We start from the raw sequence: 24,428 nt of genomic DNA, 5'->3' as shown, positions 1-24,428 counted from the left end.
TCAGCGCAGCCGCATCCCGCGCGGAGTCCGGGCGAAGCCGGCGTCGGAGAGCGCATCGACTGGGCCGGCCCCGTCCGCGCGGGGCTGCAGGGCCGTCACTCCGTCGACGCGTTCGACCAGGATCGACGCGACGCGCCGGGACGAGACCAAATCGGCCAGCGCCGTCGCCGCGGCGAGATGGGCGGCGGGGTCGCCGGTGAAAGTGAGCAGCGACCGCCCGCCGCGCTCGAGGAACCAGGCCAGCTCGCCGTCGACCAGCACCACCAGCGCACCGGCCTTGCGGCCCGGGCGTGCCCCCGGCCCCCCGGACTCCGTGCCCTCACCGCGGGCGGCCGGCCAGGGCAGCGCCGCTCCGTAGGGGTTGGCCGGATCCGCGGCGGCCAGCGCGACCGCGCGGTACTCGGGCCGTTCCGGATCGACCCCGTCGGAATAGGCGCGCAGCCGGTCGACGGTCGACGCGACCGCGAACTGCGCCCCACCCAGCGACTCGATGAAGTAGCCACGCTGGCACCGCCCGGCATCCTCGAACGTGCTCAGCACCTTGTACAGGGTGGCGAATCCGCCGGGCACTCCCTCGGTTGTCACCGCGCCCCGGGTCAGCACGCCGTGGCGGCCCAGCAGCAGTTCGGCTTGATAGTGGGCGCGCAGCGTGGAGTCCGGCTCCGGGGCCGGCAAGATCGACCAGCGGCCCGCCACGGTCGGGTCGGCGGGCCGGGAATGCGGGTGCGCGACGCTGTATCGGCTGAGCCGCGGCGGGCGATGCGAGCGATGCGCGGGGGCCGAGCGCTTGCGGGTCCCGGCGCCACCGAGCAGGGCACGCACCGGGGCGAACGTGTCGCCGGTGATCCAGCCGGCCCAGATCAGTTCCCACAGCGCGGCTTTGAGCTCGGACTCGCCGAATCCGCCGTGCGTGAGCTGCCGGAAGAAGTAGGCACCACCCGGTGCGAGCGTGTCCAGGACGGCGCGGTGGGCGTCGCCCAATTCGATGTCGGCGGGCCCGGGCAGCGTCAGCGGCGCGGATTCGCTGGGGTGCAACGCGATCCAGCCGTCGCCGCTGGAAATCGAGCCGGCCCCCGACCAGGTGACTTCGCCCGTGGCCAGCAGCTCGTCGAGCAGCGCGGGGGAGTAGTCGCGGACCCGGGGGGCCAGCACCAGCGGCTCGATCGCCGAGGCCGGCATCCGTACGCCGGCCAGCTGATCGATCACCGACATCAGCCCGTCCAGCCCGGAATGGCCTGGGGAGCGCGATGATTCGGCCGAGCCCACGCGATGCCAGGCCGGCAGGAACCGGCCGTAGGCGGCGGTGCTGACCGGCTCGACCTGGGCCCGCAGCGCCGCCAGCGACCGCCGCCGCAGGATGCGCAACACGTCGGCGTCGCACCACTGCTCGCCCCCGGCCACGGGCGCCCCGTCCGCGGCGACGAAGTCGCCGCGCACCAGTCGGCCGTCACTGGCCAGCCGGCCGAGGATGTCGGCGGTCACTCGCAACCCCAGCCCGAACCGGGCGGCGGCCTGCGCCGTGGTGAACGGGGTGTGGGTGCGCGCGTAGCGGCCGAGCAATTCGCCCAGCGGGTCGGCGACCTCCGCGGTGAAAGCGGCCGGCACGCCGAGGGGTACCGCGATGCCGATGCCGTCGCGCAGCCGGCCGATGTCCTCGATGGCCACCCACCAGCCGCGGCCGGCGAACGACACGGTGAGCGCGCGGCGCGCCGCGCGCAGCCCCTCCAGCCAGCCACCCACGTCGGCGCCGCCGGCGCGGGCGGCCACCTCGTCCTCGGTCAGCGGACCCAGCAGCCGCAGCAGGTCCGCGACGCCCTCGGCGTCGCGGGCGGCCCGGTCGGGCGCTAGGTGCTGAAGCTGGCGGCCGGTGGCGGCGATGATCTCGGGATCGAGCAGGTCGCGCAGCTCCACCCGGCCCAGCAGCTCGGCCAGCAGCGTGCTGTCCAGCGAGAGCGCGGCGGCCCGGCGCTCGGCCAGCGGGCTGTCGCCCTCGTACATGAACGCGCCGACGTACCCGAACAGCAGCGACGCCGCGAACGGCGACGGCCGCTGCGTCTCGACCTCGAGCACCCGCACCCGCCGCTGCGCGATACCGGACATCAGCCGCGTCAGGGCCGGAACGTCGTAGACGTCCTGCAGGCATTCGCGGATGGTCTCCAGTACCACCGGGAAGTCGGGGTATTTGCGGGCCACTTCCAGTAACTGGGCGGCGCGCTGGCGCTGCTGCCACAGCGGCGAGCGCCGCCCGGGATGCCGGCGTGGCAAGAGCAGGGCCCGGGCCGCGCACTCACGAAACCGCGAGGCGAACAGCGCCGAGCCGCCCACCTCGGCGGTGACGATCGGGTCGATCTCCTCGGCGTCGAACACGAAAAGGTCGGCGCCGGGCGGGGTTTCCCCGGCATCGGACAACATGTCCGGCAGGCGCACGACGACGCCGTCGTCGGAGGCGGTGGGTTTCTCGTCGATGCCGTAGCGTTCGCGCAGCCGGCGGGCCACCGCCAGCGCCAGTGGTCCGTTCACCGGAAGGCCGTACGGCGAGTGCAGGATCACCCGCCAGTCGCCCAGCTCGTCGCGGAACCGCTCGACCAGCAAGGTGGTGTCGGTCGGCACCACCCCGGCGGCGCTGCGCTGCTCGTCGAGCAGGCCCCACAGGTTGTCGATGGCGTATGCGTCGAAACCCAGTGATTTACAACGCGTTTCGAATGCCTCTCGCTTCAGGCCGGCCAGCTCGCCGGTGAACGCGCCGAGCGCGGCGCCCAGCTCGGCCGGGCGGCCCAGGCCGTCGCCGCGCCAGAACGGCAACCGGGCCGGCTGGCCGGGTGCGGGGATCACCAGCACCCGGTCGTGGGTGATCTCGGTGATACGCCAGCTCGTGGCGCCCAACGAGATGACATCGCCGGGACGCGACTCGTAGACCATTTCCTCTTCGAGTTCGCCTACCCGCGAAGGCTTTTCGGCCTCGGAGGCAAGGTAGACGGTGAACAGTCCCCGATCGGGGATGGCGCCGCCGGACGTCACGGCCAGGCGCTGCGCACCGGGGCGGGCGCTCAGGGTGCCGGTGTCGCGGTCGTACACCAATCGCGGTCGCAGCTCGGCGAATTCGGTGGACGGGTACTTTCCGCTCAGCAGGTCCAGGGTCGCCTCGTACACGCTGCGCGGCAGCGTCGCGAACGGCGCGGCCCGCCGGACCGTGTCGAACCAGCGGTCGGCGTCCAACGGTTCCAGTGCGGCCGCCGCCACCGTCTGCTGCGCCAGGATGTCGAGCGGATTGGCGGGCACCCGCATGGTTTCGATCTGGCCGGTGAGCATGCGCTGCACCGTGACCGCGCAGCCGATCAGGTCGGTGCGGTGCTTGGGGAACAGCACTCCCTGCGAGACCTCGCCGACCTGGTGGCCGGCGCGGCCGATGCGTTGCAGGCCGCTGGCCACCGAGGGTGGCGCCTCCACCTGGATCACCAGGTCGACGGCGCCCATGTCGATGCCCAACTCCAGGCTCGAGGTGGCCACCACCGCCTTGAGCAGCCCGCGCTTGAGGTCCTCTTCGACCAGGGCACGCTGCTCCTTGCTCACCGAGCCGTGATGGGCGCGGGCCAGTATCGGGTCGGCGCCGTAGGTCTGTCCGCTGCCCATGATGTGCGCGGGAGCGCCGCCGGCCACCTTCGGATTGGCGTCCGTAGACAGTCCAACGCCGCTGCGTTCCGCGTGAATCTCGTTGAGGCGGGCGGTGAGTCGCTCGGCCAGCCGCCGCGAGTTGGCGAAGACGATCGTCGAATTGTGCGATTCGATCAGGTCGACCAGGCGGTTCTCCACGTCGGGCCAGATCGTGTTGTTGGCCAGGTTGGCCATGTCGGGCACCGGAACCTGCACGGTGAGCTCGACCGTCTTGGTCGACGGCGGGGCCACGATGGTCGTCGGCGCCTGCCCGGACAGGAACCGGGCGAGTTCCTCGGGCGGACGAACCGTCGCCGACAATCCGATGCGCTGCGCGGATTTGTCCTGCTGCAGCGCGTCGAGGCGCTCCAGCGACACGGCCAGGTGCGCGCCGCGCTTTCCGGCGGCGATGGCGTGGATCTCGTCGACGATCACCGTCTGCACGCCGGCCAGCGTTTCCCGGGCGGCCGAGGTGAGCATGAGAAACAGCGACTCGGGGGTGGTGATCAGCACGTCGGGGGGTTGGTTGATCAGTTGGCGACGGGCGGCGGGCGGGGTGTCCCCGGAACGGACGCCGACGCTGATTTCGGGTGGCGGCAGACCCTGACGTTCGGCGATGCGGGTGAGCCCGGCCAGCGGAGTGCGCAGGTTGCGCTCGACATCGACCGCCAGCGCCTTGAGCGGTGACACATAGAGCACGCGGGTGCCGGGCGGGCGCTCGGCCGCGCCGGCGAGGCTGTCCAGCGCCCAGAGGAACGCCGCCAGCGTCTTGCCCGAGCCGGTGGGCGCGATCACCAGGGTGTTGTTGCCGTCGGCGATGGCGTTCCAAGCCTCGGACTGCGCGGTGGTCGGTGCGTCGAAGGTGCTGGTGAACCACTCGCGGGTGATCGCGCTGAAGCGGCCCAACGGGTCGGGGCGCCCGGACGGCCCGGAATCAGCGCGCGTGCTCATCTATCCATCGTGCCAACGGCCACCGACACGATGGCCGCGCCGCTCACAGCCGCGAGTTGGACATCGCCTCGCCGAGTGCCTCCGGGATCTCGGGAACCCGCGCGATCGCGTCCAGGAGCGCGTGCGCGCACGCGTCGGCGAGCTTCTCGGCGTCGGTGGAGGGGTCGATGATCCGCTGCCGGCAGATCTCGAAGGTCAGGGCAAGCCAGCCGTTCAGGATCACCCGCAGGTGCCGCTCGACGTCGGGCGCCATGCTGGCGGCGTTGACCTCACCGAGCAACCGGTTGATCCGCGACATGATGTGTTCCATCTGGCGGTTCTTGGCGTCGTCCTCGACGCCCAACAGGACCGGGTCGGACCGGCCCAGGCCGACGTACGCGGCCCACGCGGCCTCCGGGTTCTGCTCGTGGTAAGCCATGTAGGCCAGCACGCCGACCCGGATCTCCTCGTACATGGTCAGACCGGTCGCGTCGTCCATGTTGGTGTTCTCGTACAGGCGGTCGGCCTCGTCCTTGACGACCGCAGCGAAGAACGCGCGCTTGTCGGGGAAATAGTGGTACATCAGGGCCCGAGACACTCCGGCACGTTCCGCGATCTCATCGATCCGGACCTCGTCGTAGGGTCGCTTCCCGAAGACCTCTGCTCCTAAGGCGAGCAGCTCAGCGCGTCGATCCTCGGGGGATAAGCGCCTGCGGGCGGTTGGCATGTGTCAGATAGTACCCATGGGACATAAGCCCCTAGCCACATTGGAATCATCCGAACTCCACAGCGCGGACCGGCGATAAATCGCCGGAATAATTGACGGTATCGGCACTTTGGCGCGGGTAGGCCTTCGGCGAGTCCACTCCGGATTCGCGCCCGCCGCGGGTGGGGGTGAGAAGACGGCGGACGAAAGCGGATGCCCGCGCCGCGCACCTTCGTGCCCCGCCGATGACCTGGCGCTGGGCCTCACATCGACGCCGTTTACCGGGGTTTGCCACGGGGTATGTGAATTCGTGCGCATTCCGCAGCTACCAGCGCAGGCACTGCCGCCCTGTAACTAATGCGACGTAGCGAGCGATGAACTCAGCGCGGGGTTTCCAAGGGGAGGTGAACAACGATGCAGAAAGCGGACGCGCGATCGGGCGGTGACCGCTTGGGCCAGGAGGACGGCGAGGTGAACGCCGCGATCCGTTTCGCCGTCCTGTCCACGTTGGCCGCCGTCGGTTTCCTGTTGATCGCCGCGGTATGGGTCAGTACCTGCCCGGGGGTGGGCGTGGACATGGTGGCGTGTGGCCCACCGCAGCGCACCCTGCTGGCGTTCGGGGGCCCGCTGATCGCGCTCGGCGCCGGGATCTGGGCTTTCGTGCGCACCTATCTGGTGTGGAAGGCCCGGGGGACCTGGTGGGGGTGGCACGGCGCGGGCTGGTTCCTGCTCACGGCAATGGCGCTGATGGTCGCGATGGGCGTCGCGCCGATCGCCGGTCCGGTACTGGCCCTTTAGGTTTGTCCTCCCGCGTTCTACCGTTGAAGGTGCGGTGAGGAGCAGCTATGGGAGACACCTACCACGACCCCGTCGACCATCTGAGGACAACGCGGCCGCTCGCCGGCGAGTCGCTGATCGACGTCCTGCACTGGCCCGGATACCTCTTGGTCGTCGCGGGCGTGATCGGGACCTGCGGCAGCCTTGCGGCCTTCGCCAGCGGACATCACCACGAGGGCATGACGGCGGGAATCGTCGGGTTGATCGCCGCGGTGCTGGGGCTGGCCTGGCTGGCGGTGGAGCACCGCAGGATTCGCCGGATCTGCGATCGCTGGTACACCGAACATCCGGACGTGTACCGCCAACGGCCGGCCAGCTAGGGCGGGCCGCCGGCTAATTGACACGCGTCCCGGCGGTCGCGCGTTTTCTTCGCGTGACCTGCCTCGACACCACCGGTGTGATATTCCGCATCAAAGATGATTGCGGGGTTACGGGCGTGAACTTGTGGGTATCAGGTGTGCACCATGATGAGTGCCGGAACGGTTGCGTGGTCACCCCATCATGGGGTTCGGAATCACGAACACACCGAAGATATGTATGCCTACTGCGACGACCACCGATATGACCTGCGTGGCCCCGGCGATCACCGAACAGCGCCGGTGCCGGCGCTACCGGATGTCGGTCGTGTGAGGCCCGCCGACGGCGGGCCGAATACCCGGCGGCGATCATGACTAACCGGCTCGAACCCGAGGTCCATGGCGGACTGCGGAGCAGTAGTAGTGTCAGTCGAACATTGCCGGGAGACCATATGAACGATGCTGGATTGCACGCTAACAAGCGTCCGCGCGGCCATCGCGCCGTCGAACTTCACGTTGCTGCGCGACTGGAGAACCTGGCGATGCTGCGCACCCTGGTCGGTGCCATCGGCACCTTCGAGGACCTGGATTTCGATGCGGTGGCGGACCTTCGGCTCGCGGTCGACGAAGTGTGCACCCGGTTGATTCGTTCGGCCACTCCCGACGCGACCCTGATCGTCGTGGTCGACCCCCAGGACGACCAATTGGTAGTGGAAGCTTCGGCGGCATGCGACACTCACGACGTGGTGGCGCCCGGAAGCTTCAGTTGGCACGTGCTGACGTCGCTCGCCGACGACGTCCAGACTTTCCACGACGGCCGCGAACCCGATGAAACCGGCAGTGTTTTCGGCATCACACTGACGGCGCGACGGGCGGCCTCCAGCAGGTGACAGCGCGAGCTGCCGGCGGTTCGGTTTCTCGTCCGAACGAATACGCCGATGTTCCGGACATGTTCCGTGAGTTGGCCGCTGTCGCGCCCGACTCGATGGAAATTCAGCGTCAACGGGACAAGATCGTCGAGCGCTGCCTGCCGCTCGCCGACCACATCGCGCGCCGCTTCGAAGGCCGCGGCGAACCGCGGGACGACCTGGTTCAGGTGGCGCGCGTCGGGCTGGTCAACGCGGTGGTCCGATTCGACGTCGACGCCGGCTCGGACTTCGTCTCCTTCGCGGTGCCCACGATCATGGGGGAGGTCCGCCGCCACTTCCGGGACAACAGCTGGTCGGTGAAAGTCCCGCGGCGGCTGAAGGAACTGCACCTGCGGCTCGGCACCGCCACCGCCGACCTGTCGCAGCGGCTGGGCCGGGCGCCCACCGCGACCGAACTCGCCGCGGAGCTGGACATGGACCGTGAAGAGGTGGTCGAGGGGCTGGTGGCGGGCAGCTCCTACAACACCCTGTCCATCGACAGCGGTGGCGGCGGCGAGGAAGAGGAAGCCCGCGCGATCGCGGACACCCTCGGTGACGTCGACACCGGCCTGGACCGGATCGAGGATCAGGAATCGTTGCGTCCGCTGCTCGAGGCGCTGCCCGAGCGGGAACGGACGGTGTTGGTGCTGCGATTCTTCGAGTCGATGACGCAGACACAGATCGCCGAGCGGGTCGGCATCTCACAGATGCACGTGTCGCGGCTGCTGGCGAAGTCGCTAACGCGGCTCCGTGACCAGTTGCAGTAGCGGCGGGGACTGGTCTTCGACCCACAGCGGTTCCAGCAGCGGCTCGGCCTGCTGTGTCGTCACCGGCAGCGTCGCGTCGGGGTCGCACACCCGCAGCAGCCTGGCTACCGCCGGGCTGGGCGCCATGGCCCAGGACACCTGAGCGCCCGAACATGCCACATTGATCCGGTGCAGGGCCGAAAAGCCCGCGGTACCAATGAATTTGAGGCCGCGCAGATCCAGGATAACTCGCCGGCAGCGGCTGGTGCCCTGCTGCACGTACGCGACGAGCTGATCGGCGTTGGCCGCGTCGAGCTCGCCGTCCACGGTGATCAGGGCTCCCGCCGGGCCCCAGCGGGCGGTGAATTGTGCTGTGCGGCTTTGTTGCCAAGATTGCGCCACAGACATCGCTGACTCCATCCCATTCAGGGAGATCCTGCTATCGATACGTCAGCCACATGCAAAGAGTTCGGAGAAGATGGGAATTCGGCCTACCCCCACGTCACCGACGTATCCCGGGCGGCTGTGAACTCAACCTTGTCCGAACCCTACTCGCGACAGCGAGGGGCGACAACGTTGTCTGGGAAAACTCTCAGCCAGCGCTACTTGATTTCGGCGAGCACCGTGCCCTGCGTGATGGCGGCGCCGGCCTCGACCGCGAGTCCGGTGATCACACCGTCCTTGTGCGCGGTGACCGGGTTCTCCATCTTCATCGCCTCGAGCACCACCACCAGGTCGCCCGCGGCAACCTCCTGGCCTTCCTCGACCGCGACCTTGACCACGGTGCCCTGCATGGGGGCGGTCACCGCGTCACCGGAGGCGGCAGCACCCGCGTGCCCCCCGCGCTTGCGCGCCTTGGGCTTCTTGCGGATGACGCCGGCCGGGTCCGCCGCGCCGCCGCTGGACAGCGCCAGATCCCCGGGCAGCGACACCTCGAGCCGGCGGCCGCCGACCTCCACGACCACCTTCTGGCGCGGCCGGGCGTCCTCGTCGTCCAGCGGCTCGCCGCCGGTGAACGGTTCGATCGTGTTGTTCCACTCGGTCTCGATCCAGCGGGTGTGCACCGAGAAGCCGTCACCGTCACCGATGAAAGCCGGGTCGGACACCACGGCGCGGTGGAACGGGATGACCGTGGCCAAGCCTTCGACGTGGAACTCGTCCAGCGCCCGGCGCGAGCGCGCGAGCGCCTCCTCGCGGGTGGCGCCGTACACGATCAGCTTGGACAGCATCGAGTCGAATTGACCGCCGATGACCGAGCCCGCCTCGACGCCCGAGTCGAGGCGGACGCCGGGGCCGGTCGGGATGTCGTAGCGCGTGACCGGGCCGGGCGCGGGCAGGAACCCGCGTCCGGCGTCCTCGCCGTTGATCCGGAACTCGATGGCGTGCCCGCGCGGCGTGGGGTCCTCGGTGAGGTCCAGCTTCTCGCCGTTGGCGATCTTGAACTGCTGCAGCACCAGGTCGATGCCGGCGGTCTCCTCGGTGACCGGGTGCTCGACCTGCAGACGGGTGTTGACTTCCAGGAAGGAGATCAGGCCGTCCTGGCCCACCAGGTATTCGACGGTCCCGGCGCCGTAGTAGTGCGCCTCCTTGCAGATCCGCTTCGCCGACTCGTGGATCTCCTTGCGCTGCGCGTCGGTCAGGAACGGAGCGGGGGCCTCCTCCACCAGCTTCTGGAAGCGGCGCTGCAGCGAGCAGTCGCGGGTGCCGGCGACGATCACGTTGCCGTGCTGGTCGGCGATCACCTGCGCCTCGACGTGGCGCGGCTTGTCCAGGTAGCGCTCGACGAAGCACTCGCCGCGGCCGAACGCCGCGACGGCCTCACGGGTGGCCGACTCGAACAGCTCGGGGATCTCCTCGATGGTGCGGGCCACTTTCATGCCCTTGCCGCCGCCGCCGAACGCCGCCTTGATCGCGACCGGCACGCCGTATTCCTGGGCGAAAGCCACCACCTCGTCGGCGTCCTTCACCGGGTCGGGGGTTCCGGGCACCAGCGGGGCCTGCGCGCGCGCGGCGATGTGGCGGGCGGTGACCTTGTCACCGAGATCGCGGATGGACTGCGGGCTGGGCCCGATCCAGATCAGGTTCGCGTCCAGGACCGCCTGGGCGAAGTCGGCGTTCTCCGACAGGAAGCCGTAGCCGGGGTGGATGGCGTTGGCGCCCGACTTGGCCGCCGCGTCAAGGAGTTTGCCGAAGTCCAGGTAGGACTCCGCGGACGTTTGGCCGCCCAATGCGAACGCCTCGTCGGCCAGACGCACGTGCGGCGCGTCGGCGTCGGGCTCGGCGTACACCGCCACGCTGGACAGGCCCGCGTCGCGGGCCGCCCGGATCACCCGGACTGCGATTTCGCCGCGGTTGGCGACGAGCACCTTGGAGATCCTCGAGCTGGCGTGAGTGGCCACAGCGCCTCCTGTTCGGCATCACCGCAGACGCATTTCTGCGGACTTCTCTAAGAGAATTTCTTACAACGAGTTCACGGGAAGTCTAAGCGCCGCGCCGTTCGGCCCGACGAGGCGGTCCGGATTTGTGGGGTTTCTAAGCACTCTCGCGCAGCCTGCGCTTGATGCGGGCGAGCATCGCCGACAAGCCGCGCAGCCGAAGCGGGCTGATCAGCGCCGCCAGCCCGAGGTCGGCGTAAAAATCCTCGGGCACCGCCAGAATGTCGGCGGCCGGCTGTTCGTCGAGACCGGCGGCCAGGATCGACGCGAACCCCCGCGTGGTCGGCGATTCGGCCGGCGCGCTGAAGTGCAACCGCACCCGCTCGGGGTCGCTGGCGTCCACGTGCAAAAACAGCGGGGTCTGGCATTCGGGCACCGGCTCCATGGCCGCCTCTTCGAGATCGGACGGCAGCGCCGGGAGCTCGTTGGCGAACTCCAGCAGCAGCGCCAGCTTGTCCTGGCCCTCGACTTCGGCGAAGTCGGACACCACCTCTGCCAGCGGCGCGGGCATGCTCATCGGGGCGCCATCAGACTTCGACGGTGCCCGGCTCTTCACCCGCCACGATCGGCGTGCGGACGGTGTTGCCCCACTCCGTCCACGATCCGTCGTAGTTGCGCACCCCGGGCTTGCCGAGCAGATGCGTCAGCACGAACCAGGTGTGGCTGGAGCGCTCGCCGATGCGGCAGTAGACGACCGTCTTGTCGTCGGGCTCGATGAAGCCGTACAGCTCCTCGAGCTCCTCGCGGCTGCGGAACCGCCCGCTCTCGTCGGCCGCCTTGGCCCAGGGAATCGACCGGGCGGTGGGGATGTGGCCGCCGCGCAGCACGCCTTCCTCGGGGTACTCGGGCATGTGCGTCCGTTTGCCGGTGTACTCGTCGGGCGAGCGGACATCGATCAGCGGCTCGCTGCCGAGGATGCCCAGCACGTCGTCCTTGAAGGCGCGGATCGGTGCGTCGTTGCGGGTGACGACGGGATAGCCGCTGGAGGTCTTGGTGGGCACGTCCAGCGTCGTCTCGCGGCGTTCGGCCAGCCAGAGGTCGCGGCCGCCGTTGAGCAGCCGCACGTCGGGGTGGCCGAACAGCGTGAACACCCACAGGGCATAGGCCGCCCACCAGTTGCTCTTGTCGCCGTAGATCACCACGGTGTCGTCGCGGGCGATGCCCTTGCGGTCCATCAGCTCCGCGAATTGCTCGCCGTTGATGTAGTCGCGGACCCGGGGGTCGTTGAGGTCGGTGTGCCAGTCGACCTTCACGGCCCCGGGGATATGACCGACGTCGTAGAGCAGGACGTCCTCGTCGGATTCGACGATCGCCAGGCCTGGGGTGCCTTGGTTGGCGGACAGCCAGTCGGCGGTGACGAGTCGCTCGGGATGGGCGTAGGCCTGCAATGTCGGGCTCGGATCGGGTGGTAATGCCACGCTGCCGAGCCTACCGCCAGCTTCCGAAACGGCCAGCAGGTCAGTGCTTGCGGACCACCCGCTCGGGCACGCCGGGATTCCAGATGGTGACATCCATGTGGCCGTCGCGGACCTCGACCGCCGATGCCCCGGTGACATCGGCGCCGAGCAGGTCGAATCGCTGATCGCGCAGGTCCAATCCGGTCTCGGAGAACAGCGCCTCGGCGAAGCGCCGGTGCACCGCGCCGTAGGGAACGACGCGCGCCAGCCCCCACAACTTTGCGTCCCCGTCGGTCACCTCGGTGTCGACCGTCGCGGTGTGCAGACAAAACCTCGGGTCGCGCGCCAGATCGAGGAACTTGGTGGTGGCCGGCATCCCCGGCAGCCACAACTCGTCCTCGAAGATCCGCGGCTCCATCGGGCTGATCCGCGGGAAGCCGTCGGAGCGCAGGGTGGCCAGCATGCACAGGTTGCCGCTGGCTCGATGGCGACGGGTGAAGATGCCGGCGATGCGCGGCGCTTGGGCGGTGAACTCGGTCCACGTGGTCATGGCTTGACCCTAGGGTTCGGGCCCGACGTGTACTTCGGCGGCGAAAGCGCGAGCGGCCCTGCGGATTCAGCGGCTCGGCGGTGCCGTCCACAGCGCGGACACCGACAGCCCAGCCCGCCCCAGCAGCGACCGCAGCAGCGGCAGGCTGACGCCGATCACGTTGGACGGGTCGCCGTCGATGCCGTCGACGAACCAGCCGCCCAGGCCGTCCAGGGTGAAGCCGCCGGCCACGTGCCACGGCTCGCCGTGGGCGACGTACGCGCGCAGGTCCGCGTCCGTTGGGGCGGCGAAATGCACTGTGGTGCATCGTGATTCGACTTCGCGGTGGGTGATGGCGCCGTCGCGCAGCCGCAGCAGGCAGTGCCCGGTGTGCAGTTCGCCGGAGCGGCCGCTCATCACGCGCCACTGGGTCGCGGCGGCCTCGGCCGAACCGGGCTTCCCGCACAGCCGGCCGTCGATGGACAGCATCGAATCACAGCCGATGACAACGCAATCGGCCGCGACTCGGGCGTCGAGCTCGCCCGCCACCCGTTCGGCCTTGGCCCGGGCAAGCGCGCACACCACGTCGCGCGGCGGCGCGTCCGGGCCCAGCGCGGCGGCGACGGCATCCTCGTCGACGCCCGAGACCACGACCACCGGATCGACGCCGGCCTGGCGCAGCACCTTGAGCCGGCCGGCCGACGCCGAAGCCAGCACCAGGCGGGTCAATGCCTCATGTGGGTCATTTGCTGGAACGTGAGCCGCTGAAAGTTGGTCATCGCGAAGCGCAACCGGTCGACCGGCAGACCCCAGCGGGTCCGCTCGGGCTGCTCGGGATCCGGCGCACCGCCGGCACAGCCCAGCACCGCGACGAGCGCGGCCACCTCCTCGGCGGTGGGCTCACCCTTGAGGATCTGGATGTGCGGCTCGTGCGCCTCGGGCGTGGCCTCGGTCTGAGTCTCGGTCATAGGGGGATGTTCCCGTGCTTCTTGGGGGGCAGGTGCGAGATCTTGCGTTCCAGCAGGCGCAGCGCCGTGCCGATGTAACCGCGGGTGTGCGACGGCGGGATCACCGCGTCGACATAGCCCCGCTCGGCGGCGACATACGGGTTGACCAAGGTGTCCTCGTACTCCTGCTGCAGTTGCAGCCGCAGCGCGTCGACGTCCTTGCCCTCCTTGGCGGCCTCGCTCAGTTGCTTGCGGTAGACGAACCCGACCGCACCGGAGGCGCCCATCACCGCGATCTGCGCCGACGGCCACGCCAGGTTGACGTCGCAGCCCATGTCCTTGGACCCCATCACGCAGTAGGCGCCGCCGTAGGCCTTGCGGGTGATGACGGTGATCTTCGGGACCGTGGCCTCGCCGTAGGCGAACAGCAGCTTGGCGCCGCGCCGGATGATGCCGTTGTACTCCTGGCCGGTGCCCGGGAGGAAGCCCGGCACGTCCACCAGCATGATGATCGGGATGTTGAAGCAGTCGCAGGTCCGCACGAACCGCGCGGCCTTCTCCGAGGCGTTGATGTCCAGGCAGCCGGCGAACTGCGTCGGCTGGTTGGCCACGATCCCGACCGGGCGGCCCTCGATGCGGCCGAAGCCGACGACGATGTTCTGCGCGTAGCCGCCCTGGATCTCGAGGAACTCGTCGTCGTCGAGGATGCGGGTGATCACCTCGTGCATGTCGTAGGGCTGGTTGGGCGAGTCCGGGATCAGCGTGTCGAGCTCGAGGTCCTCCTCGGTGAGGTTGTCCTCGATGGCGCCCGGGGGATGCGGCTCGGCGTAGCGCGGCGCGTCGGTGGCGTTGTTGGGCGGCAGGTAGCTCAGCAGGTCGCGGACCCAGTCGAAGGCGTCCTGCTCGCCGGAGGCGACGTAGTGCAGGGTGCCCGACTTGGCCATGTGCGTGTGGGCGCCGCCCAGCTCCTCCATGGTGACGTCCTCACCGGTGACGGTCTTGATGACGTCGGGCCCGGTGATGAACATCTGGCTGGTCTGGTCGACCATGACCACGAAGTCGGTCAGGGCGGGCGAGTAGACGTGCCCACCGGCGGCCGCCCCCATGATCAGGGAGATCTGCGGGATGACGCCGGACGCCAGGATGTTGTTGCGGAAGATGCGGCTGTACAGGCCGAGCGACACGACGCCCTCCTGGATCCGCGCGCCGGCGCCGTCGTTGATGCCGATCAGCGGACGACCGGTCTTGATCGCCAGGTCCTGGATCTTGACGATCTTCTCGCCGTACACCTCGCCGAGGCTGCCGCCGAACACCGTGGCGTCCTGGCTGAAGATGCACACATCGCGGCCGTCGACGGTGCCGTAGCCGGTGATCACCCCGTCGCCGAGCGGGCGGTTGTGCTCCAGGCCGAAGTTCTTGCTGCGGTGCCGGGCCAGCGCGTCGAGCTCCACGAACGAGTCCTCGTCGAGTAGCGCGAGGATGCGTTCGCGGGCGGTCAGCTTGCCCTTGGCGTGCACCTTCTCGACGGCCTCTTCGCCAACCGGGTGCAGTGACTCTTCACGCCGCTTGTGCAGCTCGGCCAGCTTGCCCGCGGTGGTGTGGATGTCGATGCTGTGCTCGGCGGCCGGTTCCGCAGTGTGGTCGGTAACGCTCGTCATGGGAGCGATGTTATCGGCAGCCCTGTCGGTCTCCCTTAAGCAGCCCTTAAGTAGTCGTCGGCGATTCGCGAATATAAACAGCTGTTGAGTTTTGCCCGTCGCGACCATAGGGTGCAGGCGTGGCTTCCGACGACTCCCAGGACCAGATGCTGTTCATGCCGTCTCATCCGCTGGAACCGGGCGACAGGTACGGCGTGCTGAGCGGGTTCGCTCCCAGCACCCGCATGTTGCCGGCCGGTTTTCGGCTCGCGCCCCAGTTCCGGGAGTTGCCGGTCGACATCGTGCTGCAAAAGGACGTGGCGGTCACCATGCGCGACGGCGTGACCACTTACGTCGACATCCTGCGACCGACGGGTGACGAAAAGGTGCCGGTCATCGTGGCGTGGAGCCCGTACGGCAAGGGCGAGGGCAGCGCGCCGGCCGCGATGGGGGTCTTCGGGCTGGTCGGCTTGGCCAACGACATCGTGTCGGGGTTGCACAAGTTCGAAGGCCCCGACCCGGCTTACTGGTGCGCGCAGGGCTACGCGATCTGTAATCCGGATGTTCGGGGGGTCTCCGACTGCGACGGCGACAGCGTCCTGTGGGATCGCCAGGAGGGCCGGGACTGTTACGACCTGATCGAGTGGCTGGCCGTCCAGGACTGGTGCACCGGGAAGGTCGCGATGAGTGGCACCTCCTACCTCGCCGTCGCCCAGTGGTTCGCCGCCGCCGAGCAACCGCCGCACCTCGCGGCGATCAATCCGTGGGAAGGCGTCAGCGACGTCTACCGCGATCTCGTGATGCGCGGCGGCATGCCCGACACCGGGTTCGCCCGGCAACTCCGGGACAACAGTTACTGGGGTAAGAGCCGCAAGGAAGACATCCTCGCCGAGGCCGAGCGCTACCCGCTCATGAATGACCTGTGGCGGAATAAGATTCCGCGCTTCGACCGGATCACCGCGCCGGCGTATGTCGTGGCCAGCTACTCCAATTCGCTGCACACGGCGGGCACGTTCCGCGCCTGGCGTCGCCTCGGGTCGCAACAGAAGTGGCTGCGTATCCACAACAGTCAGGAATGGCCCGACTACTACGACGAGACGAACCGGGAGGATCTGCGGCGGTTCTTCGACCACTTCCTCAAGGGCGCCGACAACGGCTGGGAGCAGACCCCTCGCGTCCGGTACGCCCTTCTCGATCTCGAAGGTGGCGACGAAGTCAATCTGCCTGCGGACCAGTTCCCGCCGCGGGGCGTCATTTCCACGAAGTACTACCTCGACGGCCGCTCGCGCACCCTGCGCACGGAGGCACCCGCGGAGGAGGCGACGACGGAGTACGACACGGAAACTAACCCGGCTCTGGTCTCTTTCATCGTCCGCTTCGGCGAAAAGACCACCCTGGTCGGCTATCCGAAGGCGCGGCTATGGGTGGAGGCCAAGGGCGCCGACGATATGGACCTCTTCGTCTTCGTTCAGAAGCTGAATGAGCAGGGGACGCCGCTGCAGCAGTTCACCGTTCCCAATCAGAGCGCGCGAGTCCACGACCTCACCGAACGGGGCGCGTCGATCCTGCGGTACAAGGGCTCCGACGGCCGCTTGCGGGTGTCGACGCGACATCGCGACGAGGCGAACTCGACGGATGAAGTTCCCGTGCACAGCTTCGACCGGGTGCAGAAGCTGAAGCCGGGCCAGGCGGTCGAGGTCGAAATCGAGCTGCTGCCAATGGGTCTCGTCTGCTACCCCGGCCAGCAGCTGCGGCTGGTCATCAGCGCGCGGAACCTGTTCGGCACCTGGATGCCCGGACTGCGCGAGTACGAGCCGTGCAACAGCGGGCAGCACGTCGTGCACACCGGGGGAGCGCGCGCCTCGTATCTGCAGTTGCCGGTTCACCCGACGCCATGACCGCCAAGCCAGTTGCCGCCGGGCGCCGCGGCCGCCGGCCGGGGGCGAGCACGACCCGCCAGGCCATCCTGGACGCGGCTCGCGCCAGGTTCGCCGCAGACGGCTATGCCGGCACCACGATCAGGCGGGTCGCCGCGGACGCCGGGGTCGATGCGTCGCTGGTGATGCAGTTCTTCAAGTCGAAGGACGAGCTGTTCGGGGCGGTCATGTCGATCACGCCGGAAGCATTGGCGCGCTTGGGATCCGCGTTCGAAGGTCCCGACGAACACCTCGGGGAGCGAGTAGTGCGCGCCTTCCTCGACGTGTGGGAGGGCGACCCGAGGGACTCGGAGCCACTGCTGGCGATGCTGCGCGGAGCCCTGGCGGAAGGTGGGGCAACAGCCGGGGCTAACGAGCAGCTGCGCGAGTTCATTCAGGCCCGCCTGCTCGACGGCGTTCGCTCGCGACCGGGCGACCCCGACGAAGCGGCGCTGCGCGCCGGTCTGGCCTCGTCGATGTTGGTCGGTATCGTCGTCGGACGACGAATCGTGGGAGTTCGGATCCTCGCTGAAGCGGACAGCGACACGCTGGTCGCGCGGCTGGCGCCCGCGATCCAGAACGTGTTGACGGCGGCGCAGGAGTAGCGATGGTCGATTGGGCGGCCGAATGCGACGTGCTGGTCGCGGGCTCGGGCGGCGGCGGCGTGACCGGTGCGTACACCGCGGCGCGCGAAGGCCTCGACGTGCTGCTGGTCGAGGCGACGTCGAAATTCGGTGGCACCACCGCCTACTCCGGCGGGGGCGGCGTCTGGTTCCCGTGCAATCCCGTGCTGGTCCGCGCCGGCATGGACGACGACACCCTCGAGGACGCGCTCACCTACTACCGCGCCGTGGTCGGCGACCGGACCCCGCGCGAGCTGCAGGAAACCTATGTCCGCGGCGGCGCGCCGCTGATCGAGTACCTGGAGGCCGACCCGAACCTGAAGTTCGTGCCACTGCCGTGGCCCGACTATTTCGGCAAGGCGCCCAAGGCGCGGCTGGACGGCCAACGCCACATCGCGGCCAAGCCGCTGAAGGTGGACGCCGCGCCGGAACTGCGCGAGGCGATCCGCGGTCCGCTGGACACCGACCGGCTCGGCGCCCAGCCCCCGTCGGACTACTACCTGGGCGGCCGCGCCCTGATCGCGCGATTCCTCAAGGCCATCGGGCAGTACCCGACGGCGTCGCTGCGCCGTGACACCGCCCTGGTGGAGCTGGTGCTGTCCGACGGTCGGGTCACCGGCGCGATCGTCGAGACCGCCGGGCAGCGTAGCGCCATCCGCGCCGGCCGCGGAGTGCTGCTGGCCGCCGGCGGCTTCGAAGCCAACGAGGAGCTGCGCCGGCGCTACAACGTGCCGGGAACGTCGCGAGACACCATGGGCGGGCCGGGAAGTCGCGGGCAGGCGCTGCAGGCCGGCATCGCCGCGGGCGCCGACACCGACCTGCTCGACCAGGCCTGGTGGTCGCCCGGCATGACCCACCCCGACGGCCGGTCGGCGTTCGCGCTGTGGTTCACCGGCGGCATCTTCGTCAACCAGGACGGCGACCGGTTCGTCAACGAATCCCGGGCGTATGACCGCGCGGGCCGCGAGATCATCGCGCAGCTGCGCGACGGCTCGATCACGTTGCCGTACTGGATGATCTACGACGACAAGGAGGGCGAGGTGCCGCCGGTGAAGGCGGCCAACGTGTCCATCGTCGAGACCGAGAAGTACGTCGCCGCCGGCCTGTGGCACACCGCGGACACGCTGGAGGAGCTGGCCGCCAAGATCGGCGTTCCGGGTGAGCGGCTGGCGGCAACCGTGGCCCGGTTCAACGCCTTTGCCGCCGCAGGCGTCGACGAGGACTTCGGCCGCGGCGACGAGGCCTTCGACCGCGCGTTCTGTGCGGGAGCGTCGCCGCTGGTGCCCATCGACTCGCCGCCGTATCACGCCGCCGCGTTCGGCATCTCCGATCTGGGTACCAAGGGCGGCCTGCGCACCGACAGCGCGGCGCGGGTGCTCGACACGTCCGGCAATCCGATCCCCGGCCTGTACGCGGCGGGCAACACCATGGCCGCGCCCAGCGGCACCGCGTATCCCGGCGGCGGCAACCCGATCGGAACCAGCATGCTGTTCAGTCATTTGGCCGTGCTGGACATGCGCGACCGTCGGCCCTGAGTTCTAGGCTGGGTGCGGTGACAGAACGAGATCAGCTTCGAGCACCGTTGGACGAGAGCGCATTGCGCGCCGAGTTGATCGGCACCGGGCTGGGCTGGCGCAGGCTCGAGGTCGTCGAGCAGACCGGCTCCACCAACGCCGACCTGCTGGCGCGCGCGGCCTCGGGCGACGACGTCGCCGGTGCGGTGCTGATCGCCGAGCACCAGACCGCGGGGCGGGGCCGGCACGGCCGCGGCTGGTCGGCCACGCCGCGGGCCCAGATCACGATGTCGGTAGGGGTCAGCGTCGTCGACGTCCCGACCACCGGATGGGGCTGGCTGCCGCTGGCGACCGGGGTGGCGGTGGTGGACACGGTGACCCCGTTGCTGTCGGGCACCGGGGTGCAGGCGGGTCTCAAATGGCCCAACGACGTGCTGGCCGGCCCGCCGGATGCGCCGGGCAAGCTGGCCGGAATCCTCGCCGAGGTCGCGAAGCCCGTCGTCGTTATCGGCTTGGGGCTCAACGTGACTCAGTCCGCCGACGAGATCGACGGCCCCGGCGCGACGTCGCTGCTCGACCTGGGCGTCGCCGCGCCGGACCGCACCGAGCTGGTGTCGGCCCTGCTGCGAGAGCTGGGCCGGCGGATCGTGGCCTGGCGCGCGGCGCGCGGGGCCGACTGGGCGCTGGCCGCCGACTACCGGGCGCGCAGCCTGACCATCGGCAACCGGGTCCGCGCGCACCTGCCCGGCGGCAAGCAGGTCGACGGCACCGCGAGCGCAATCGACGACCAGGGCAGGCTCTGCCTGGAAAGGGGCGGGCAGACCGTCGTCGTCGCGGCCGGCGACGTGGTGCATTTGCGCTAGTGGCGATCGCAAGCGCGGCGTGGCCGAGGCGCTGGGGGCACCTCCCGCTTGCGGGGGACGGGTCGCCACCATTGCGCTCGTCGGGCGCAAAATGTCGCGTTGCACAGCTAATGTCGGCGGGCATGGGCTACCCGGATAACGTTCTGGCCGCCGGCGAACATGTCATCGTGCACCGCCACCCGCACTGGAAGCGGCTGATCTGGCCGGTGCTGGTTCTCATCGGAGTGACCGGGCTGGCCGCATTCGGCTCCGGATACCTCAACTCGACGCATTGGGAACAGCTCGCCAAGAACATCATCTACGGCGTCATCTGGGGGATCTGGCTGGTGATCGTGGGCTGGCTGACGCTGTGGCCGTTCCTGAGTTGGCTGACGACCCATTTCGTGGTGACCAACCGGCGGGTGATGTTTCGTCACGGGGTGCTGACGCGCACCGGCATCGACATCCCGCTGGCCCGGATCAACAGCGTGGAGTTTCGCGACCGGATCACCGAGCGGATGTTCCGCACCGGGACGCTGATCATCGAATCGGCATCACAGGATCCGTTGGAGTTCTACGACATTCCGCGGCTGCGCGAGGTACACGCGCTGCTGTATCACGAAGTCTTCGACACCCTGGGTTCCGAGGAATCGCCCAGCTGACCCAGGCGGCCGGCGCGGTTGCGCCAAGAGCGCAGCAGCGTGACGTTGCCGCCCTCGATCTCGTCCTCGAAGACCTCGGCGATACCGCCGGCGGTAAGCGCGGACTCCAGCGCCTTCTCGGGGTCGCGCGCGAACTGGTCGGGAAACACCCAGCGCCGGAACGCCCAGAACCGGAACGCCATCTGCAGCAGGTTCCCGATGATGTACGCCGAGATGAAGTCGGCGACGTTTTCCACCGCCAGCGACACCGTCGGCTCGCGCAGCTGCAACACGTAGCTGGAGAACCACAGCGGCGCCATGGAGAGCAGCACCCCGACGCCGCTGAACGCGAAGAACAGCAGCGCCTCGTGGTGGCGCTCGCGGCCGCCGCGATTGCGGAAGCTCCACTCCCGGTTCAGCACATAAGACGCGATGACCGCGACAATGCCCGCAATCACCTTTGCGGTCACCGGTTTGGGTTCGAGAATTGTCAGCTTCAGCGTATAGAAAATCGCCGAGTCGATGACGAATGTGGTTCCGCCGACGATGGCGAATTTGATCAGTTCGTGATGGCGTTGCAAATAGGGCTGCATAACCCTAGGTAGACGCGCGATCGTGGCTTCGGCGAAGGACACAACACGTCAGTCTACGGACGGACACAAATTCGACGCAAAATCCTACATAACAATTCGGCGTCGGCCCCGGTCAACACGCTTTTGGCGCCGGAGAGTTTCGCCGTGACACCATGATGGCCGTGTCGACTCCACGCGTACCGGGCGCAGCCCCCGTCGCACCTGCCCGCGCCGTCCCGCGCGCCGTCCCCGTGGTCGCAATGGTCGGTGGCGGCCAGCTCGCCCGGATGACCCACCAAGCGGCGATCGCGCTGGGGCAGACGCTGCGGGTACTGGCCACCGCCGCCGACGAGCCGGCCGCGCTGGTCGCGCCCGACGTCGTGCTCGGCTCGCACACCGATCTCGACGACCTGCGCGGGGTGGCCGCGGGCGCCGACGTGCTGACGTTCGACCACGAACACGTGCCGAACGACCTGCTGGAGAAACTGGTCGCCGAGGGTGTCAACGTGGCGCCGCCGCCGCAGGCCCTGCTGCACGCGCAGGACAAGCTCGTCATGCGCCGCCGGCTCGAGGCCCTCGGCGTTCCGGTGCCCCGCTACGCCGAGATCCGGGGCGTCGACGAACTCGACGCCTTCGCGCGACGCATAGCTGGCCCGGTGGTGGTGAAGGCGATCCGCGGCGGCTACGACGGGCGCGGGGTGCGGATGGCGCGCGACCCGTCGCACGCCCGGGAGATCGCGGCCGCCTTCCTGGCCGACGATGTGCCGCTGATGGCCGAGGAGCAAGTGAACCTGCGCCGCGAACTGTCGGCCCTGGTGGCCCGGTCACCGTTCGGCCAGGGCGCGGCGTGGCCGGTCGTCGAGACCGTGCAGCGAGATGGGATCTGCGTGCAGGTGATCGCGCCCGCGCCCGAGCTGCCCGCCGAACGGGCCGCCGCCGCGCAGCAGCTGGCGTTGCGGCTGGCGGCCGAGCTCGGCGTGGTGGGGGTGCTCGCCGTCGAGCTCTTCGAGACGGTCGACGGCGAACTGCTGGTCAACGAACTGGCGATGCGGCCACACAACTCCGGGCACTGGACCATGGACGGCTCGCGCACCAGTCAATTCGAGCAGCACCTGCGCGCGGTGCTGGACTACCCGCTCGGCGATACCGACGCCATCGCACCGGTGACCGTGATGGCCAACGTGCTGGGCGCGGCCGAAACCCCGGAGATGAGCGTCGACGAGCGGCTGCATCACCTGTTCGCGCGGATGCCCGACGCGCGCGTCCACCTCTACGGCAAACAAGAACGTCCCGGCCGCAAGGTCGGCCACATCAACTTCGTCGGCTCCGGGCCGGCGGACCAGGAAAGCGTGGGGAAGCTGCGGGAACGCGCCGAGCTGGCGGCACACTGGTTGTCACATGGGCGGTGGACGGACGGATGGGATCCACATGCCGGCGACGATCAACAGGGCAGTGCGATCGGAAAAGGCGGGAGAAGCGGCATAGATGACCATGACTAGAGCGCCTCGCGTCGGGGTGATCATGGGCAGCGACAGTGACTGGTCGGTGATGGCCGACGCCGCCGCGGCGCTGGCCGAGTTCGACGTGCCGGCCGAGGTCCGGGTCGTCTCCGCGCACCGCACCCCGCAGGTGATGTTCGATTACGCGCGTGAGGCGGCCGGGCGGGGCATCGAGGTGATCATCGCGGGGGCCGGGGGAGCCGCGCACCTGCCCGGAATGGTCGCGTCCGCGACGCCGCTGCCGGTCATCGGCGTGCCGGTGCCGCTGGCGCGCCTCGATGGGCTGGACTCGTTGCTGTCGATCGTGCAGATGCCCGCGGGGGTACCGGTGGCCACGGTGTCCATCGGGGGCGCCCGCAACGCGGGCCTGCTCGCCGTGCGCATCCTCGGCTCCTCCGACCCGGCGCTGCGGGCGCGGATCGTCGCCTTTCAGGAGCAGCTGGCGGACAGCGTGCGGGCCAAGGATGAGGCGCTGCAGCAGCGTCAGGGTAGGGTTACTGGCCAGTAGCCTGGCGACGAAGTGGGCCGGCTAGCGGCCCGCGGACAGGTCGGGCGGATTTGGCAGAGTGCAAGGAGGCCGACATGGCTCAGTGGGCCGGAGACCCCAACTTTGATTTGTTCCAATTGCCCGAGGAACACGTTGAGCTGCGGGCGGCGATTCGCGCGCTGGCGGAGAAGGAGATCGCTCCGCACGCCGCCGACGTAGACGAGAATTCGCGCTTCCCGCAGGAGGCCCTGGACGCGCTGAACGCGTCGGGCTTCAACGCGGTCCACATCCCCGAGGAATACGGCGGTCAGGGCGCGGATTCGGTCGCCGCATGCATCGTGATCGAAGAGGTGGCCCGCGTCGACGGCTCCGCCTCGCTGATTCCGGCCGTCAACAAGCTGGGCACCATGGGCCTGATCCTGCAGGGCTCGGAGGAGCTGAAAAAGCAGGTGCTGCCAGCCCTGGCCAAGGACGGGGCGATGGCCTCCTACGCCTTGAGCGAGCGCGAAGCGGGTAGTGACGCGGCGTCGATGCGGACCAAGGCCAAGGCCGACGGGGATGACTGGATCCTCAACGGCACCAAATGCTGGATCACCAACGGCGGCAAGTCGACCTGGTACACCGTGATGGCGGTGACCGATCCCGACAAGGGCGCCAACGGCATCTCGGCGTTCATGGTGCACAAAGACGACGAGGGCTTCTCCTTCGGCCCGAAGGAAAAGAAGATGGGCATCAAGGGCTCACCGACCACGGAGTTGTATTTCGAGAACTGCCGCATTCCGGGCGACCGGATCATCGGCGAACCCGGCACCGGGTTCAAAACCGCACTGCAGACCCTCGACCACACCCGCCCCACCGTCGGCGCGCAGGCCGTCGGCCTCGCGCAGGGCGCGGTGGACGCCGCCGTCGCCTACACCAAGGAGCGCAAGCAGTTCGGCAGGTCGATCTCGGACTTTCAGGGTGTGCAGTTCGAGCTGGCCGACATGGCGATGAAGGTCGAAGCGGCCCGGCTGATGGTCTACACCGCCGCGGCTCGCGCCGAACGCGGCGAGCCGAACCTCGGATTCATCTCCGCGGCCGCAAAGTGCTTCGCCTCCGACACCGCCATGGACGTGACGGAGGCAGCCGTGCAACTGTTCGGCGGCGCCGGCTACACCACCGACTTCCCTGTCGAGCGGATGATGCGTGACGCCAAGATCACGCAGATTTACGAGGGCACCAATCAGATTCAGCGCGTGGTGATGTCGCGAGCGCTGCTGCGCTGACGGCTTTTCGGCGATGCTGTTGCGAAGAGTCGAGCCGCACCGCTTAGGAT

23 protein-coding genes are annotated in these 24,428 nt (G+C 69.0%); 12 read left to right on the top strand and 11 right to left on the bottom strand.

The genetic code is table 11. The features are described from left to right. Together AC5Y30_RS19715 and AC5Y30_RS19710 are read right to left on the bottom strand one after the other, a co-directional pair. Window positions 1-4,602, bottom strand: a complete 4,602-nt coding sequence (locus AC5Y30_RS19715; RefSeq protein ID WP_499920404.1) for an ATP-dependent helicase — start codon at window positions 4,600-4,602, stop codon at window positions 1-3. Window positions 4,603-4,645: 43 nt separating this feature from the next. Next, a complete protein-coding gene (locus AC5Y30_RS19710) occupies window positions 4,646-5,308 on the bottom strand; it encodes a TetR/AcrR family transcriptional regulator (RefSeq protein WP_499920402.1) in 663 nt (220 codons plus the stop codon). Between the two features lie 393 nt (window positions 5,309-5,701). Between AC5Y30_RS19710 and AC5Y30_RS19705 the strand changes: the two genes are divergently transcribed. The 4 genes from AC5Y30_RS19705 (at window position 5,702) to AC5Y30_RS19690 (ending at window position 8,095) form a co-directional block, all read left to right on the top strand. After that, window positions 5,702-6,085: a hypothetical protein gene (locus tag AC5Y30_RS19705; RefSeq protein WP_499920401.1), complete on the top strand. Its 384-nt coding sequence runs from the start codon at window positions 5,702-5,704 to the stop codon at window positions 6,083-6,085. Between the two features lie 47 nt (window positions 6,086-6,132). Next, complete coding sequence (gene usfY / locus AC5Y30_RS19700; protein ID WP_499920399.1) at window positions 6,133-6,444, top strand: protein UsfY; 312 nt, start codon at window positions 6,133-6,135, stop codon at window positions 6,442-6,444. Between the two features lie 428 nt (window positions 6,445-6,872). After that, window positions 6,873-7,310, top strand: a complete 438-nt coding sequence (locus tag AC5Y30_RS19695) for an ATP-binding protein (RefSeq protein WP_499920396.1) — start codon at window positions 6,873-6,875, stop codon at window positions 7,308-7,310. Next, entirely contained in the window at window positions 7,307-8,095 is a 789-nt protein-coding gene (locus AC5Y30_RS19690) for an RNA polymerase sigma factor SigF (RefSeq protein WP_499920394.1), read from the top strand. The genes AC5Y30_RS19695 and AC5Y30_RS19690 overlap by 4 nt, the downstream gene beginning before the upstream one ends. Here AC5Y30_RS19690 and AC5Y30_RS19685 read toward each other — a convergent pair. From AC5Y30_RS19685 to AC5Y30_RS19650, 8 genes are all read right to left on the bottom strand, one after another. Further along, window positions 8,066-8,494 (bottom strand): STAS domain-containing protein, encoded by a 429-nt coding sequence (locus AC5Y30_RS19685; RefSeq protein WP_499920393.1) that lies wholly within the window; start codon window positions 8,492-8,494, stop codon window positions 8,066-8,068. The genes AC5Y30_RS19690 and AC5Y30_RS19685 overlap by 30 nt on opposite strands. Window positions 8,495-8,676: 182 nt before the next feature. Next, the gene (locus AC5Y30_RS19680; RefSeq protein ID WP_499920392.1) at window positions 8,677-10,473 is read right to left on the bottom strand and encodes an acetyl/propionyl/methylcrotonyl-CoA carboxylase subunit alpha; all 1,797 of its coding nucleotides are present in this window, start codon (window positions 10,471-10,473) and stop codon (window positions 8,677-8,679) included. A 133-nt stretch (window positions 10,474-10,606) separates the two neighbouring features. Continuing rightward, window positions 10,607-11,026: a SufE family protein gene (locus AC5Y30_RS19675; RefSeq protein WP_067938364.1), complete on the bottom strand. Its 420-nt coding sequence runs from the start codon at window positions 11,024-11,026 to the stop codon at window positions 10,607-10,609. A gap of 10 nt (window positions 11,027-11,036) precedes the next feature. Beyond that, the gene (locus AC5Y30_RS19670) at window positions 11,037-11,927 is read right to left on the bottom strand and encodes a sulfurtransferase (protein ID WP_499920390.1); all 891 of its coding nucleotides are present in this window, start codon (window positions 11,925-11,927) and stop codon (window positions 11,037-11,039) included. A 40-nt stretch (window positions 11,928-11,967) separates the two neighbouring features. Then, a complete protein-coding gene (locus tag AC5Y30_RS19665; RefSeq protein ID WP_065053361.1) occupies window positions 11,968-12,456 on the bottom strand; it encodes a pyridoxamine 5'-phosphate oxidase family protein in 489 nt (162 codons plus the stop codon). A gap of 66 nt (window positions 12,457-12,522) precedes the next feature. After that, complete coding sequence (locus AC5Y30_RS19660) at window positions 12,523-13,164, bottom strand: Maf family protein (protein WP_499920389.1); 642 nt, start codon at window positions 13,162-13,164, stop codon at window positions 12,523-12,525. Next, window positions 13,161-13,403, bottom strand: coding sequence for an acyl-CoA carboxylase subunit epsilon (locus AC5Y30_RS19655; RefSeq protein WP_499920388.1), 243 nt, complete (start codon window positions 13,401-13,403; stop codon window positions 13,161-13,163). Before AC5Y30_RS19655 ends, AC5Y30_RS19660 begins: the two co-directional genes overlap by 4 nt. Next, on the bottom strand, window positions 13,400-15,040 hold the full coding sequence (locus AC5Y30_RS19650; protein WP_499920387.1) for an acyl-CoA carboxylase subunit beta: 1,641 nt from the start codon (window positions 15,038-15,040) through the stop codon (window positions 13,400-13,402). Before AC5Y30_RS19650 ends, AC5Y30_RS19655 begins: the two co-directional genes overlap by 4 nt. A gap of 119 nt (window positions 15,041-15,159) precedes the next feature. Here AC5Y30_RS19650 and AC5Y30_RS19645 point away from each other — a divergent pair, with 119 nt between their 5' ends. From AC5Y30_RS19645 to AC5Y30_RS19625, 5 genes are all read left to right on the top strand, one after another. Continuing rightward, the gene (locus tag AC5Y30_RS19645) at window positions 15,160-16,917 is read left to right on the top strand and encodes a CocE/NonD family hydrolase (RefSeq protein WP_499920385.1); all 1,758 of its coding nucleotides are present in this window, start codon (window positions 15,160-15,162) and stop codon (window positions 16,915-16,917) included. After that, window positions 16,914-17,540 carry a TetR/AcrR family transcriptional regulator gene (locus AC5Y30_RS19640; protein WP_499920384.1) on the top strand — a complete coding sequence of 209 codons (627 nt, stop codon included), beginning with the start codon at window positions 16,914-16,916 and terminating at the stop codon, window positions 17,538-17,540. Before AC5Y30_RS19645 ends, AC5Y30_RS19640 begins: the two co-directional genes overlap by 4 nt. Window positions 17,541-17,542: 2 nt before the next feature. Beyond that, window positions 17,543-19,093 carry an FAD-binding protein gene (locus tag AC5Y30_RS19635; protein ID WP_499920383.1) on the top strand — a complete coding sequence of 517 codons (1,551 nt, stop codon included), beginning with the start codon at window positions 17,543-17,545 and terminating at the stop codon, window positions 19,091-19,093. Between the two features lie 17 nt (window positions 19,094-19,110). After that, window positions 19,111-19,935: a biotin--[acetyl-CoA-carboxylase] ligase gene (locus AC5Y30_RS19630; RefSeq protein ID WP_499920381.1), complete on the top strand. Its 825-nt coding sequence runs from the start codon at window positions 19,111-19,113 to the stop codon at window positions 19,933-19,935. A gap of 122 nt (window positions 19,936-20,057) precedes the next feature. Next, window positions 20,058-20,576, top strand: a complete 519-nt coding sequence (locus AC5Y30_RS19625) for a PH domain-containing protein (protein ID WP_067128527.1) — start codon at window positions 20,058-20,060, stop codon at window positions 20,574-20,576. Here AC5Y30_RS19625 and AC5Y30_RS19620 read toward each other — a convergent pair. Further along, entirely contained in the window at window positions 20,531-21,190 is a 660-nt protein-coding gene (locus AC5Y30_RS19620) for a GtrA family protein (RefSeq protein ID WP_499920378.1), read from the bottom strand. The genes AC5Y30_RS19625 and AC5Y30_RS19620 overlap by 46 nt on opposite strands. Before the next feature lie 110 nt (window positions 21,191-21,300). Between AC5Y30_RS19620 and AC5Y30_RS19615 the strand changes: the two genes are divergently transcribed. From AC5Y30_RS19615 to AC5Y30_RS19605, 3 genes are all read left to right on the top strand, one after another. After that, window positions 21,301-22,626, top strand: a complete 1,326-nt coding sequence (locus tag AC5Y30_RS19615) for a 5-(carboxyamino)imidazole ribonucleotide synthase (RefSeq protein ID WP_499920376.1) — start codon at window positions 21,301-21,303, stop codon at window positions 22,624-22,626. Next, window positions 22,613-23,134, top strand: a complete 522-nt coding sequence (gene purE / locus AC5Y30_RS19610) for a 5-(carboxyamino)imidazole ribonucleotide mutase (RefSeq protein ID WP_499920374.1) — start codon at window positions 22,613-22,615, stop codon at window positions 23,132-23,134. Before AC5Y30_RS19615 ends, purE begins: the two co-directional genes overlap by 14 nt. 74 nt (window positions 23,135-23,208) lie before the next feature. Continuing rightward, complete coding sequence (locus AC5Y30_RS19605; RefSeq protein ID WP_499920372.1) at window positions 23,209-24,378, top strand: acyl-CoA dehydrogenase; 1,170 nt, start codon at window positions 23,209-23,211, stop codon at window positions 24,376-24,378. Window positions 24,379-24,428 lie beyond the last annotated feature (50 nt).

The sequence above is a fragment of the Mycobacterium sp. NGS27 genome, assembly GCF_059813005.1.
Note: the sequence above shows the minus strand (reverse complement) of the source record. Positions and strands in the feature narration are given on the sequence as shown.